Annotated in this window: 12 protein-coding genes; 5 read left to right on the top strand and 7 right to left on the bottom strand. The window is 40.8% G+C overall.

Features of this window, described 5'->3' with window-relative positions:
* The first annotated feature begins 63 nt into the window (after positions 1–63).
* Entirely contained in the window at positions 64–1,428 is a 1,365-nt protein-coding gene (locus IHV77_RS11055; protein ID WP_194811997.1) for a sodium-dependent transporter, read from the top strand.
* Positions 1,429–1,477: 49 nt separating this feature from the next.
* Here the strand turns inward: IHV77_RS11055 and IHV77_RS11050 are convergent, their stop codons facing one another.
* The 7 genes from IHV77_RS11050 to melB form a co-directional block, all read right to left on the bottom strand.
* Entirely contained in the window at positions 1,478–3,415 is a 1,938-nt protein-coding gene (locus tag IHV77_RS11050) for an ABC transporter ATP-binding protein (protein WP_194811996.1), read from the bottom strand.
* Between the two features lie 283 nt (positions 3,416–3,698).
* On the bottom strand, positions 3,699–4,052 hold the full coding sequence (gene rplT / locus IHV77_RS11045; RefSeq protein WP_005596075.1) for a 50S ribosomal protein L20: 354 nt from the start codon (positions 4,050–4,052) through the stop codon (positions 3,699–3,701).
* Between the two features lie 66 nt (positions 4,053–4,118).
* Positions 4,119–4,316 (bottom strand): 50S ribosomal protein L35, encoded by a 198-nt coding sequence (rpmI, locus tag IHV77_RS11040; RefSeq protein WP_005596065.1) that lies wholly within the window; start codon positions 4,314–4,316, stop codon positions 4,119–4,121.
* Positions 4,317–4,528: 212 nt separating this feature from the next.
* Complete coding sequence (gene infC, locus IHV77_RS11035; RefSeq protein WP_456300213.1) at positions 4,529–4,990, bottom strand: translation initiation factor IF-3; 462 nt, start codon at positions 4,988–4,990, stop codon at positions 4,529–4,531.
* Positions 4,991–5,201: 211 nt separating this feature from the next.
* Entirely contained in the window at positions 5,202–6,014 is an 813-nt protein-coding gene (locus IHV77_RS11030) for a D-hexose-6-phosphate mutarotase (RefSeq protein ID WP_194811995.1), read from the bottom strand.
* 223 nt (positions 6,015–6,237) lie between these two features.
* Positions 6,238–8,376 carry an alpha-galactosidase gene (locus IHV77_RS11025; RefSeq protein WP_194811994.1) on the bottom strand — a complete coding sequence of 713 codons (2,139 nt, stop codon included), beginning with the start codon at positions 8,374–8,376 and terminating at the stop codon, positions 6,238–6,240.
* Between the two features lie 12 nt (positions 8,377–8,388).
* Positions 8,389–9,768, bottom strand: a complete 1,380-nt coding sequence (gene melB / locus IHV77_RS11020; RefSeq protein WP_194811993.1) for a melibiose:sodium transporter MelB — start codon at positions 9,766–9,768, stop codon at positions 8,389–8,391.
* A gap of 229 nt (positions 9,769–9,997) precedes the next feature.
* On the opposite strand from melB, the gene melR reads away from it, so the two are divergent.
* The 4 genes from melR (at position 9,998) to IHV77_RS11000 (ending at position 14,182) form a co-directional block, all read left to right on the top strand.
* Positions 9,998–10,933 carry a transcriptional regulator MelR gene (gene melR / locus IHV77_RS11015; protein ID WP_194811992.1) on the top strand — a complete coding sequence of 312 codons (936 nt, stop codon included), beginning with the start codon at positions 9,998–10,000 and terminating at the stop codon, positions 10,931–10,933.
* A 40-nt stretch (positions 10,934–10,973) separates the two neighbouring features.
* Positions 10,974–11,690, top strand: coding sequence for a DNA/RNA nuclease SfsA (sfsA, locus tag IHV77_RS11010; RefSeq protein ID WP_194811991.1), 717 nt, complete (start codon positions 10,974–10,976; stop codon positions 11,688–11,690).
* Between the two features lie 227 nt (positions 11,691–11,917).
* A complete protein-coding gene (gene tyrS, locus IHV77_RS11005; RefSeq protein WP_194811990.1) occupies positions 11,918–13,105 on the top strand; it encodes a tyrosine--tRNA ligase in 1,188 nt (395 codons plus the stop codon).
* A gap of 150 nt (positions 13,106–13,255) precedes the next feature.
* On the top strand, positions 13,256–14,182 hold the full coding sequence (locus tag IHV77_RS11000; protein ID WP_194813288.1) for an aminoimidazole riboside kinase: 927 nt from the start codon (positions 13,256–13,258) through the stop codon (positions 14,180–14,182).
* The last annotated feature ends 145 nt before the right edge of the window (positions 14,183–14,327 follow it).

Raw genomic sequence — 14,327 nt, 5'->3', positions numbered from 1 at the left:
TTTCATTTGTGCTCACAATCTTTTTATTTTGTGACCGCACTTTTTTATTTTAACGAGGAAAAAATGACAACAAATCAACAACGTCAAACTTGGTCAAGCCGATTAACTTATGTAATGACTGTTGCCGGCGCAACGGTAGGCTTTGGGGCAACTTGGCGATTTCCTTACCTTGTGGGGGAAAACGGCGGCGGTGCTTATGTGATACTGTTTTGTATTGCCATGATTGTCATCGGTATTCCGATGATCTTAGTAGAAAATGTCATTGGTCGCCGCTTACGTGTTAATTCTATTGATGCTTTTGGCGATCGATTACAGGATAAAGGGATTTCCAAGTATTGGAAAACTCTGGGTTATATGGGCTTACTCGGCGCATTCGGCATTATGGCGTATTATATGGTGCTTGGCGGATGGGTAATTTCCTATATCGTTAACCTTATCAGCGGTTCATTAGATATTTCTGTCCCTATCACAAAAGAAGTAGCCAAAGATTTCTATGAGCTACATATCGGCAACAGCCCTTGGGAAATCGCCGCTTATACCTTGCTATTTGTTGTCGTCAATTACATTATTTTAGCCAAAGGTATTATTGGTGGAATTGAGCGTTCGGTAAAATACTTAATGCCTCTACTTTTTATTTTCCTTATCGGTATGGTGATCCGCAATATCACCCTACCGGGTGCAATGGAAGGTATCAGCTTCTATTTAAAACCAGATTTCAGCAAAATCACCCCTAAATTATTTATTTTTGTATTAGGGCAGGTCTTCTTCGCATTAAGCCTTGGTTTCGGTGTGCTAATCACCCTGTCCAGCTATTTAAACAAAGAAGAAAATCTGATTCATACCGCCGTTATCACGGGTTTCACAAATACGATTATTGCCGTATTGTGCGGTTTTATGATCTTCCCTTCCCTATTCACTTTCGGTATTGAACCCAATGCAGGTCCGACACTTGTTTTCCAAAGTTTACCGATAGTATTTTCACACCTATGGGCAGGTAAATTTTTTGCGATTGTCTTCTTCGGCTTATTACTCATCGCCGCCCTAACTACTTCACTTACTATTTATGAAGTGATTATTACCGCATTACAGGAAAAACTCAGAATGCGCCGTGGCAAAGCCATTACTCTAACTTTAGGGGGGATTTTCTTATTTGGTAATTTACCTTCTATCTTAGGGGATAGCCTTTGGAAAGACGTGACGTTTTTTGGAAAGAGTATTTTTGATGCTTTCGATTTTGTCAGCGGCAATATTCTCTTTATGCTGACCGCACTTGGTTGCGCAATCTTCGTAGGTTTCGTCTTAAAAGATGAAGCCAAAAAAGAACTTTCTCCAACCCCAAATTCTACTTTTACAAAAATTTGGTTTAACTATGTAAAATTTGTAGTACCCGTGATTATTTTGGTGATTTTTATCAGTAACTTATTCTAACCAAGAAAAAAACCGATCTGATGATCGGTTTTCTTTTTAATTTACTTCTCTAACGCGACTTCATCTCCGCCTGATTTTTCTTTTCTTCCAATTCTTCCCAACGCAAAAATGCAGTTTCCAGCTCTGCTTCCGTGTCGGCGAGTTCTTTTAATTTCGCCTCCGTTACGTGATGAGGTTGTTGAAAGAATGTAGGTTCACCGACCTCCGTTTGAAGTGCGGTCAATTTTTCCTCTAATTCTTCTAATAATTGCGGAAGTTGCTCCAACTCACGTTGTTCATTATAAGAGAGTTTTAGCGATTTCGGCTTAGAAACCCGCTCATTTTTAACCGCACTTTCCTGCTTAGCTTCAACTTTTTTACTCTGCACTTGCTCCGCTTTTAATGCTAGATAATTCATCTGCTGCTGTTTTGCATCAAAGAAACCGCCCACATATTTATTTAATACGCCGATTCCCTCAAACATATAGCATTCGGTTGCCGTGTTATCAATAAATTGACGATCGTGGCTCACAATGAGCAATGTGCCTTGATAATCCGTCAGAATCTCCTCTAATAATTCGAGTGTTTCCACGTCTAAATCGTTAGTCGGTTCATCAAGAATCAGCAGATTATTCGGTTTCAATAATAATTTTGCCAGTAACAAACGGTTACGTTCACCACCGGATAACGCCTTAACCGGTGTCATCGCACGTTTAGGCGGAAATAAGAAATCTTGTAAATAACCCAAAACATGACGCTTCACACCATTCACTTCAATATCTTGTTTGCCATCGGCAACGTTATCCATCACTGTTTTTTCAGGATCAAGATCCGCCCGATATTGGTCAAAATAAGCGATTTCCAATTTTGTACCGCAACGAATTTTTCCTTTTGTAGGTTGAATTTCACCGAGTAACAATTTAATGAAAGTGGTTTTACCACAACCATTTGCGCCCACTAACGCAATTTTATCGCCACGTAAAATCGTGGTACTAAAATCTTTTAATAACTGTTTGCCGGCAACTTCATAACTTACGTTTTCCATTTCAAATATAATTTTGCCGGAACGGCTTGAAGTATCCAGCTGCAATTTCGCCGTTCCCATCAGTTCACGGCGTTGACGGCGTTCTTCACGCATCGCCTTTAATGCACGCACACGGCCTTCATTTCGGGTACGGCGTGCTTTAATACCTTGACGAATCCAAATTTCTTCTTGTGCCAATCGCTTATCAAACAATTCATTTTGTAGGGCTTCTACCCGTAAATTTTCTTCTTTTGTGGTGAGGTACAAATCATAATTCCCCGGATAAGAAACCAATTGACCGCGATCTAAATCAACAATACGTGTTGCCATTTTGCGAATAAAAGAACGGTCATGAGAAATAAAAACAATACTACCGTTAAATTCCGATAAGAAATTTTCTAACCATTCAATGGCTTCCACATCCAGATGGTTGGTCGGTTCATCCAGTAACAGCACGTCCGGCTCACATACTAACGCACGTGCTAATGCCGCTTTCCGCAACCAACCACCGGAAAGTGCGGTCAATTTTGTGTTCGGATTTAGACCGAGTTTAAGCAAAACTTCATTAATTTTATTTTCAAATCGCCAACCATCCGCATACTCTAATTTATTTTGTATTTGTTCAAGCTGATTTAAAATTTGATCGCTATAATTATCTTCCAACCGGAGAGAAATTAGATGATATTCTTTCAATAAATCCGTTAAATGTCCGACACCTTCCGCGACATAATCAAAAACATTTCCCTCTGCATTACGTGGAGGATCCTGCTCAAGACGGGAAACCACCAAATCTTTTTCATACTGAATTTTGCCATCATCCAACAATACATCACCGGCAATAATTTTAAGTAAGGTTGATTTTCCCGCACCATTTCGTCCCACAAGACACACCCGTTCACCGGGTTCAATATGTAATTCGGCGCGATCCAATAACGGCGCATCACTAAAAGAAAGATAACCATTCGTTAAGCTAATTAATGCCACAATAACCTCGTAAAAATTCAACTGAAAACAACCGCACTATTTTATAACGGTTAAAGAAAGAAAGCGAAGGGAGAAAATCCTGTATTATGTGTATCAGTTGCACAAAGAGAATTTTATATTCAATATTTATCGGGGTAGGTTGTGCTGGCTTTGCGTAACGCACCATTTCATCTTCACCTAACGCACCATACAAGATTTGTGCAAGTGCGACATAATAACGAGAAAATCATTATAAGAAAAAAGGACGCTTTTTAGCGTCCTCATTTTCTAAACTTTAAAAAAATTAAAGTGCAGATTTTGCTTTTTCAACTAATGCAGCGAAAGCGACTTTGTCGAATACCGCAATATCGGCAAGGATCTTACGATCAATTTCTACTGACGCTTTTTTCAAGCCGTTGATGAATTTGCTGTAAGATAAACCGTTTTGACGAGCTGCCGCGTTGATACGTGCAATCCATAATTGACGGAATTGACGTTTACGTTGACGACGGTCACGATATGCGTATTGACCGGCTTTAATCACCGCTTGGAAAGCAACGCGATACACGCGTGAACGTGCACCATAATAACCTTTAGCCGCCTTAAGAACTTTCTTATGGCGTGCTCTTGCAATAACACCACGTTTTACACGAGCCATTATTTAATCTCCTATTGTAATATTTTACTAAAATGAACTAATCGTACGTTTTGCTTAAATAACGGCTTATGCGTATGGTAAGCAAGCTACTACTAAAACTTGGTCTGCTTTCGCAACCATTGATTTATGACGTAAATGACGTTTACGTTTAGTTGTTTTTTTAGTCAAAATATGACGTAAGTGAGATTGTTTACGCTTGAAACCACCGGAAGCGGTCTTTTTGAAACGCTTAGCTGCGCCGCGTACTGTTTTGATTTTAGGCATTGTTAAAATAACTCCGCATTTTTCATTAAAACAACATAATCAGGCGAACTTAAAAAGTTACTTGAAAGCACCGATCATTTCCAACATAAGGCAAACCGAATTGCCCTCAAAAGCAGTTAGGCTGCGTAGTGTGCCCAACTTGCAGTTGTCTTTTCATTCGAATCAAGCCGAATGAAAAGATTTTATTGAAGCAGAAACTTCAATAAAAATTCTTATTTTTTCTTAGGTGCTAACACCATTACCGCTTGGCGACCTTCTAATTTTCCCGGTGCGGATTCAACAACCGAAATCTCGGCTAAATCGTTTTTTACACGCTCCAACACATCTAAACCAATGTTTTGGTGCGCCATTTCACGCCCACGGAAACGTACGGTAATTTTCGCCTTGTCGCCATCTTCCAAGAAACGAACAAGGCTACGTAATTTAACTTGATAGTCACCCTCATCAGTACCCGGTCGGAATTTAATTTCCTTCACTTGTACGACTTTTTGCTTTTTCTTCTGCTCTTTAGCATTTTTACTTTTTTCATAAAGGAATTTACCGTAGTTCATAATACGGCAAACCGGCGGTTCTGCATTCGGACTAATTTCAACAAGATCAAGGGCTGCCTGCTCAGCCATATCTAAGGCTTGCTGAATGGAAACAATCCCTGCTTGTTCACCATCTTGGTCAATTAAACGAACTTCTTTTACACGAATTTCATCATTAATGCGATTCGGGCGATTTACTGCCGGCGCTTTTTTTACGGTTTTAATAATCGTATTCCTTCTATTGATTTCAGTAAAAATCTTTTACAACAAGCAAAAGATTCCAAATTTTATAGCCCATTAAATTGAGCAAAAACGCGCGAATTTTATAGTATCCTCTGATTTTATGCAACAAGATTTAACCATTTACACGAATTTCTACGCTTAAACTTTCACCAAATTCCAACAAATGATGAATCCTTGCCGTTTCTAGGCAAATCATATTTAAATAGCCTTTCTCGCTCATCGCACTTGTGGCTTTATGCCAAGGGTTCCAAAGCACAAGTTGAGTGGCATTGTGATGATGTAACTCTATGGTACGATGAAAGGCATCATCAATAATCTGATTCTGCATGTTATCTGCCGTATAAATACAATCCACGTTTTCCGTAATACGGCGTGGGGACGGCACACTCTCCTGCTTTTGATTCAAACTGTTAAAACAGGTTTTCGGTAAATTTGCAATTTCTACCTGTGCAATATCTCCGACATTAAAGTAACTATGCAACGCAACCTGCGCCGGTTGTTCACCATAATGGGTAAAAGTAATACCGCATTGCTCGGTAAATATCATCACAAGTTTTGCCTCAATGATATTTAAATCTGAAAACAATTCAAATTCTAACCGCACTTTTTCTGCTGAAATATCATAGTGACTTAACTGCCACAAACGGATTCGAGCCGTGCCGTGTGCCGGCTGTTTGACGCTGCCAAACCAAGGATAGCAAATCGGGATTCCGCCGCGAATTGCCGTCCCTTTTTGAAAAGGCTCGATTTCACTGAGCCATAATACATCTTGTTCTGCGCCTTTAGGTTGCCAACTTAATAATTGCGCCCCTTGCAAGGCAATTTTTGCTGTACCCACAGCGTGTTTTAGATGTAAAACCGGAATTTCGTTATATTGAATTAAATGAAGTTCGGGTGTGATTGTTTTGAGTAGCGTTGTTTTCATATTTATTTCCTGTTATCACGATTAGGGCAAGAAATTCCCTTCGAGTTAAACCTAATTCGACTATTTTAAACGAATTGAAAATCCCACAAAGGGAGCTGATTATAATGAATTTACACAGTCAATGCTTATATTAATAAACGTCAAAAAATCATAAATCGGAGAAAATTTTACAAAATAAGGACGAGAAAAAAGTGCGGTCAAATTTAACCGCACTTTTAGCTATCTATAATTTGTTAAATGCCAACAACATCGCACTTTGCGGATCCAATACGGGAATGGTTAAACCGACATTAGCTAGCCACTCACCACGAATCGTTACTATTTTTTCATCGAAGCAACCACGAAGCCATTGCGGAAAAACTTTCATTAAATGCCCCGCCTTGCCCTCTCGGATATAATCGGGAATGGCAAGCACCTTCACTTGATAAACGGCATCGGTTTCCAAATAAGGCAGGCAAAGTTTGCCCATTTGTTTGTAATCCGGCATATCGGATTGGCTGATAAGCACCACCGCTTGCGATTTATCTTTTGCTACGACACCATGCAAAATGGTATTGGGTTCATGATAATCTAAACGAAAAACATCGCCATGGTGTAATAACGGGCGAAGCTGTTTGTACAATGCAATGTATTTTGCAAAACCCGCCCGTTCTTCCGCACTTTCTTTCACGGGATCAAGTTCTACCCCCATGTGACCGAACAAAGCAGTTAAACCACGATAATCAATGGAAAAACGACGATAGGTAGTTTGGCAAGGTGAACCGCCGATATGTGCCCCTATAACTTCCGGCGGATAAAAATAACTCATTCCTCGGTGAATTTGTTGACGCGTAAAAGCATCGATATTATCGGATGCCCAAAAGCGTTGTGAACGCTTCAGAATTTCATAATCCACGCGCGCCCCTCCTGATGAACAACTTTCGATTTCCACATTCGGATAACGTTTTTGCAAGGTATCAAACAGACGATAAGCCGCTTTCGTTTGCGCCACCACCGCAGCACGTCCGTTACTTCCGGGCTGAACAAGGCGGCGGTTGTGATCCCATTTTATGTAATCGATATTATGGTTGCCTAACAACCAATCCATGCGTTCAAGCAAATAATCAAATACTTCCTGTTTGGTAAGATCCAACACATATTGATGACGTTCTTCCGGCTGATTGTAGCCCTCTAATTGTAACAACCAATCCGGATGCGCTTGGTATAATTTGGTCGGCTTGTTGATCATTTCCAATTCCACCCAAATACCAAATTGCATACCGAATTTTTTTACCGCACTAATCACTTCATCCAAGCCATTCGGGTATTTTTCTTCATCTAGATACCAATCGCCCAGTCCGCCGAAATCATCATTACGGCCAATGAACCAACCATCATCAATGATGAAACGCTCCACTCCCATTTCCGCCGCTTTTTCCGCCATAGCAATAATGTGAGACGGCTGATGATGGAATGTTACCCCTTCCCAAATATTTAAATGCACCGGACGTTCCTTATGGGCGAAATGAAGAATATGTTCACGCACGTGATCATGAAATTGGCAGGACATACCGTTCAGCCCTTCTTCCGAATATACCGCATATACCCAAGGGGTGTGATGACTTTCACCTTGTTTAAGTTGAATTTCCCCCGGCAAATAAAGATTTTCTAATTGCGCAAAACGACGCCCGTCAATCAGCACATCGGCACGGATTCGGTGATTCCCCGACCAGGCGAGATGAAAGCCCCATACTTTCCCTTGTTGTTGGCTAAAATGCGGCGTCCCGATAATCAAATTAGGCGCGTATTCGTGAGAAGTTCGTCCATGACGGTTTTCTTGCGTAAACGCACCGTGTTTAAGCGATACACGATTTTCATGTAATTCACGGCACCAGCGACCGTAAAAACTCAAGATTTCATCTGCATACTCCGGCACGGGCAGCGTTACAGCTAAACGGTTTACGGTAAATATTCCTTCCCCTAAATTCGTTAAAGTATTGCGGAATTTAAACACTCCGTTTTCATCGGTTTCAATTTCGGCTTTAAAACCTAATTTCGCAATGCTATCTTCCATTTCCAATGTTAAAGAGCGGTCGGTTTTGGTGATGTTTTTGGTAACGAATACCGGCGCCCAATCATAGCCGTTACGATGCCCTTCCACACCGGCGACACCAAAATAACCGCGACCATTTTCAGCTGCTAAGGTAATCGGAACATCAATATCCAAGCTTCCGTTTGCCACACCTCGATCAATCGTCAATACGTCCATTTCGGTAATATCATTTAATTCAAGACGTTTTCCAAAGTAGAGGATCTCAGCCGGTTCTGTACGTAAAATTAAATCCGTATTTTTGCTTTGTAAGCGAACTAATTGTGAAGTCATAGCATCCTCCTCTTAATATTTGTTTTCAATTTTGCGATATTTATCTAATAAGGTGATATTCACTTTTGCCAGTAAATCACCATGCAGTTTGTAATAACGGAAGTACACGAACAATTTGATAACATAAAAGAAAATCGGCAAACCGATCATAATCACTTTCATATAAAACAAAGTTGTTTCGCTTTGCGGTACGTTAGGCACATAATCAATAGCAGTTAATAAGACACCGATTAAGAAAGCGGACACTGCAGAGCCGGCTTTCACCACCATCGTTTGCACCGCATATGCAATACTTTCTGAACGAATACCAAGTTTGTATTCGCCATAATCTACCGTATCCGCCACCATAATCACCTGTAATGTCCAAAACAACGCGCTACCGATTTGCATAAAGATACCCGCAAGGATAATAAGGAAAATACTATGATGCTCGGCAAGACCGGTATAAGCCAAAATCGCACAACTGATAATAGAACTTACAGAAATCGTGATCCATAAGGCACGGCGTGAGAACATTTTTGCCAAACGTGCAAACAAAATGATGATCGCAAGGTTTGCGATGCCGGCATAAGACATGTAGTAAGGGAACATTTCTTTGTCTCCAACCACATAAGTGAAATAATAAATGGCGAAGCCCGAAATAATATTACCGGCAATGTTGTAGCAAAGCGCCATAATAAGCAAACTAGAAAGCTGGTCATTACGCGGAATAAGCGATACCAAGGTTTTAAGCGGCACTTTTTTCTGTGGTTCACCCGTTTGAATGGTATCGGAAGAATATTTTTCTTTCACATTAGCAAGTGTAATAACGGTCGAAATAACGAAGAATGCGATGATCACCAAAGTAAACATTCTGAACCCAAAGCCTTTATCATCACCGCCAACCGCATCTACAAACGGCATACATACACCGGCAGTAACAAAACCGGCCAGGCTTGCGAAAAAACGGGGATAAGGCACGAGTTCTTCACGTTCACGTTGATCAAGTGTCAAAGTTGGGGTAAGAGACCAAAACGGAATATCCATTAGGGTATAAGTCATCCCCCAAAGAATATAAGTGACGGCAATATAAACAATCAGTGCGGTTCCAGAAAAATAATCGGCGCAAAAAAGTGAGAAAAGTGAAATAGAATTAAGAATCGTGCCGATCAAGATCCAAGGTTTAAACTTTCCCCAACGTGATCGCGTATTATTTACAATCCAGCCCATAATGGGATCATTTAATGCATCCCACACACGTGCCACCATAAAAATTGTCCCGACAATCGCGCCGGATATCCTCAACACATCTGTGTAATAGTACATCAGATACATATATACAATACCAATGGCAAAATCTTTACCATAAGCACCCAAGCCGAAGCTGATCTTAGTTTTCATTGATAAACTCATAAGCGACTCCTCTCAGTTATAAGCGATAAGTTGGGAGTTATCATCACAAAAACGCTTTCTTTTTCCTATATCGTTTTCTCACGCAGAATTCCTGAAAACTCATTTTTTGTTATAGCGATCGTAAAAAATAAGTTTTCAGGAAAAAATTCTAGGAAAATAGGAATTAATCAAAAAATTCAGTATAATCTGACCGCACTTTTCTCCCTGAAACATTTGATAGGTACGCATTATGAAACCTGAAGATCTTGCGCTCGGTTATTTTGATTCGGAAGATTCTCTCGGTAGTAAAACGACCAGCCCTTTATCTTTGCCTTTAGAAAAGCAACCATTACGTGTAAAACTTTGGCAACCGCCCGTGAATATGCCGGCTCACCACTGGCATGGACATATTGAGATCAACATTCCTTTTAACGGTGATGTGGAATATTTTTATAATGGTTCGTTCATTACCATTAAAGAAAATCATATTGCCGCCTTTTGGGCTTCGATTCCCCATAGCTTGGTCAATCGTAGAAATTGCACCGAGATGGCGGTGATTGATATTCCCGTTCACCAATTTCTTTCTTGGCAATTACCGGATAATCTTGTTACCCATATTACGCATGGTATCGTGATTCAATCTAAAAATACCGCACTTGCCAGTACCTTTGAAATTACCCGCTGGGAAAATGAACTGGCAAAAAACGATAACAATCGCAACCAATTGGTTTATAACGAAGTGCAATTACTGCTAAAACGGTTAGAACTCGATGGTTGGGAAGTATTATTAAAAACCCACTACGAACCCAATTTAGGCGGAAAATTCTCTCGTCATACACAGCATTACGTAATTGAAATGCTTAACTACATCGGCAGCCATTTCAATCAAGCCCTTACGGTTTCAGAGGTCGCAAGTGCGGTCGGTTTAAATGCAAATTACGCGATGGGGCTTTTCCAAAGCGCAATGCAATTAACGATTAAACAGTACATTACAATGATGCGTGTTAATCACGCTAAAGCCTTGTTAAGCGATACCGATAAAACAATGTTGGATATTTCGCTTACGGCAGGTTTTAATTCCCTCAGCCGGTTTTATGAAAATTTCCAAAAATATACCGGTTCATCACCGATGAACTATCGCAAACAAATGCGAGGCAGTATGTCGATTCAACACGCCTCTTACTAAAACAGGTGAAAAAACCACCGCACTTTTTATAAGGAATTTTATGCAACTCCCTGCTCTACAATCTGCGAAATTGATTCGCCGTTACAAACGTTTTCTTGCCGATATTGAACTTGCCAATGGCGAAGTGATGACAATTCACTGTGCCAACACCGGGGCAATGACAGGCTGTGGTGAAAAAGGCGATACGGTGTGGTATTCCCATTCCGACAGCCAAACCCGTAAATATCCGCATTCTTGGGAGCTCACCCAACTAACAAACGGACAGCTCTGCTGTATTAACACTCACCGTTCTAACCAACTTGTGTTTGAAGCCTTAGAAAACAAACGAATCAAAGAACTGGCAATGTATGATGAAATTTATCCGGAGGTGAAATACGGCGAAGAAAATAGTCGAATTGACTTTTTACTGAAAGGCAAAAATTTACCTGATTGCTATGTGGAAGTGAAATCTATCACTTTGGTAAAAGGTGAATTGGGTATGTTTCCCGATGCCGTTACCACACGCGGACAAAAACACGTGCGCGAATTATTAGCAATGAGAAAGCAAGGACATCGTGCCGTCGTATTGTTTGCCGGTTTACATAATGGCTTTGATCGTTTCAAAATCGCTGAATATATTGATCCCGAGTATGATCGCCTGTTAAAGGAAGCAATAGAACAAGGCGTGGAAGCCTACGCTTACGCGGGAAAGTTTGATATTTCAGACGGTATTCCGACCGCACTTTCTCTAACCGAAGCAGTGCCTTATATCAAATAGATATTTTTGAGAATTATTTTCATTTATCTATTGACATCATTATTGCGAACTATTATCATCTAGCCACTCAAACAATAATATAGAGTTTCTTCTTCACTTGAAGCACTCATCAAATAATCACTCCAACATTTCCGCCTATTTCCCCACAAATAGGCGTTTTTTTTATTCACAAATTCATCAGAATCCCTATAATAAAGCCTTTAAAAAAACACAAGCAGGAAATAAAGATGACTGATATTAATGCCGTTCTCGCGGAACTCAAACGCGGTACTGATGAGATTCTTTCGGAGACAGATTTAATCGAAAAACTGAAAGAAAATCGCCCGTTAAAAGTGAAATTAGGTGCAGATCCTACGGCTCCGGATATTCACTTGGGGCATACGGTGGTGTTAAATAAATTACGCCAATTCCAACAACTTGGTCACGAGGTTTATTTCTTGATCGGTGATTTTACCGGTATGGTTGGCGATCCGTCAGGTAAAAATACAACACGCCCACCACTTAGTCGTGAAGATGTACTGCGCAATGCAGAAACTTACAAAGAACAAATTTTTAAAATCCTTGATCCGCAAAAAACCAAAATCGTCTTCAATTCCGATTGGTTAGGTAAATTGGGTACGGAGGGAATGATTCGCCTTGCAAGCAATTATACGGTTGCACGTATGTTAGAGCGCGATGATTTCAAAAAGCGTTTTGCCAACAATCAACCTATTGCGATCCACGAATTTATTTACCCATTATTGCAAGGCCATGACTCCGTGGCGTTAGATGCTGATGTGGAATTAGGCGGTACCGACCAAAAATTCAATTTGCTTGTCGGTCGTGAATTACAAAAATCTGCCGGTAAAAAGCCGCAGGTTGCAATCACACTTCCGCTTTTAGTCGGTTTAGACGGCGAGAAAAAAATGTCTAAATCCCTCGGTAACTACATTGGTGTGACGGAAACGCCAAACGAAATGTTTGGTAAAGTCATGTCGATTTCCGATGAATTAATGTGGGATTGGTATGATCTCCTTTCATTCCGCCCGTTAACTGAAATCGCACAATTAAAAACAGAAGTTGAAAACGGCAGAAATCCACGTGATGTAAAAATTTTACTCGCTAAAGAATTAATCGCCCGTTTCCACGATGAAGAAGCGGCTAATACGGCGGAACAAGAATTTATCAACCGTTTCCAAAAAGGTGCAATGCCGGACGAGATGCCGGAATTTACCTTTAACGGTGAAATCGGTTTAGCAACCTTATTAAAAGAAGCGGGTTTAGTGCCTTCTACTTCAGAAGCGATCCGCGCCGCACAACAAGGCGGCGTGAAAATAAACGGTGAGAAAGTAGATAACGTTAAAGCCAATGCACCAAAAGGAACAAATGTTTACCAAGTGGGTAAACGTAAGTTCGCCCGTGTCACAGTGGAATAAAAACACCAGACAAATACACGTCGCTTAAGGTGATTGTTACGCCTTATGCAGCGTTGGCTAAACCAAGGTTTAAAATCTAAAGATTTTGTGACCGCACTTCTCCTTTTAAAAGTGCGGTCATTTTTCAACAAAATTTTAAAGGGAAAAACAATGAATCAAAAAATTTGGGTAACCGGTGATGCGGTGGTCGATCTGATTCCGGACGGTGAAAATCATTATTTACGTTGTGCCGGTGGTGCACCGGCCAATGTTGCTGTGGGGGTTGCGCGTTTAGGCTGCCAAAGCGGATTTATCGGACGGGTGGGAAATGATCCGCTCGGTCAATTTATGCAAGAAACCTTAAATGCCGAAAATGTGGACACTTCACATCTGATTTTAGATTCGCAACATCGTACTTCAACCGTTGTTGTCGGTTTAGATAACGGTGAGCGTAGCTTTACTTTTATGGTGAATCCAAGTGCGGATCAATTCTTACAAACAGGTGATCTTCCTCCGTTCCAAGCCGATGAATGGCTGCATTGCTGTTCTATCGCCCTGATCAATAATCCATCGCGGGAAGCTACTTTTGAAGCGATTCGCCGTATTAAAATTGCGGGCGGTTTCTTCTCCTTTGATCCGAACTTGCGTGAATCCCTTTGGACAAGTTTAGATGAAATGAAAACCGTCGTGATGGAAGCCGTTGCGCTTGCCGATGTATTGAAATTCTCTGAAGAAGAACTCACACTTTTAACCAATACCGATAGCCTTGAAAAAGCATTCGAGAAAATCACCGCACTTTACCCTGAAAAATTGATTATCGTCACCCTCGGCAAAGACGGCGCATTATATCATCTTTCCGGTAAAAAAGAGGTGGTTGCAGGGAAAGCCTTAAAACCGATAGATACCACCGGTGCGGGAGATGCCTTTGTCGGCGGTTTACTAGCCGGACTTTCCCAACACAAAGATTGGAAAAACAATGAAATATTGGTGCAAATTATCCGTCAAGCAAATGCTTGCGGGGCATTAGCCACCACGGCCAAAGGTGCGATGTCCGCATTGCCAAACAAAGCGCAACTCGCAGAATTCTTAGCCAATTAATTGTAAAGTGCGGTCAAAAAAATCGGTATTATGTCGCAGTTGCACAAACTATCGTAGGGCGGGCAAATTTTTGCCCACCATTTCAATCAGACATTTTAGGTGGGCAACAAGTTACCCACCCTACCCAATAAATATCGGATATAAA

Origin of the sequence: Rodentibacter haemolyticus, assembly GCF_015356115.1 — a bacterium.
GTDB classification, from domain to species: Bacteria; Pseudomonadota; Gammaproteobacteria; order Enterobacterales; family Pasteurellaceae; genus Rodentibacter; species Rodentibacter haemolyticus.
This window is presented reverse-complemented; position numbering and strand designations above follow the sequence as displayed.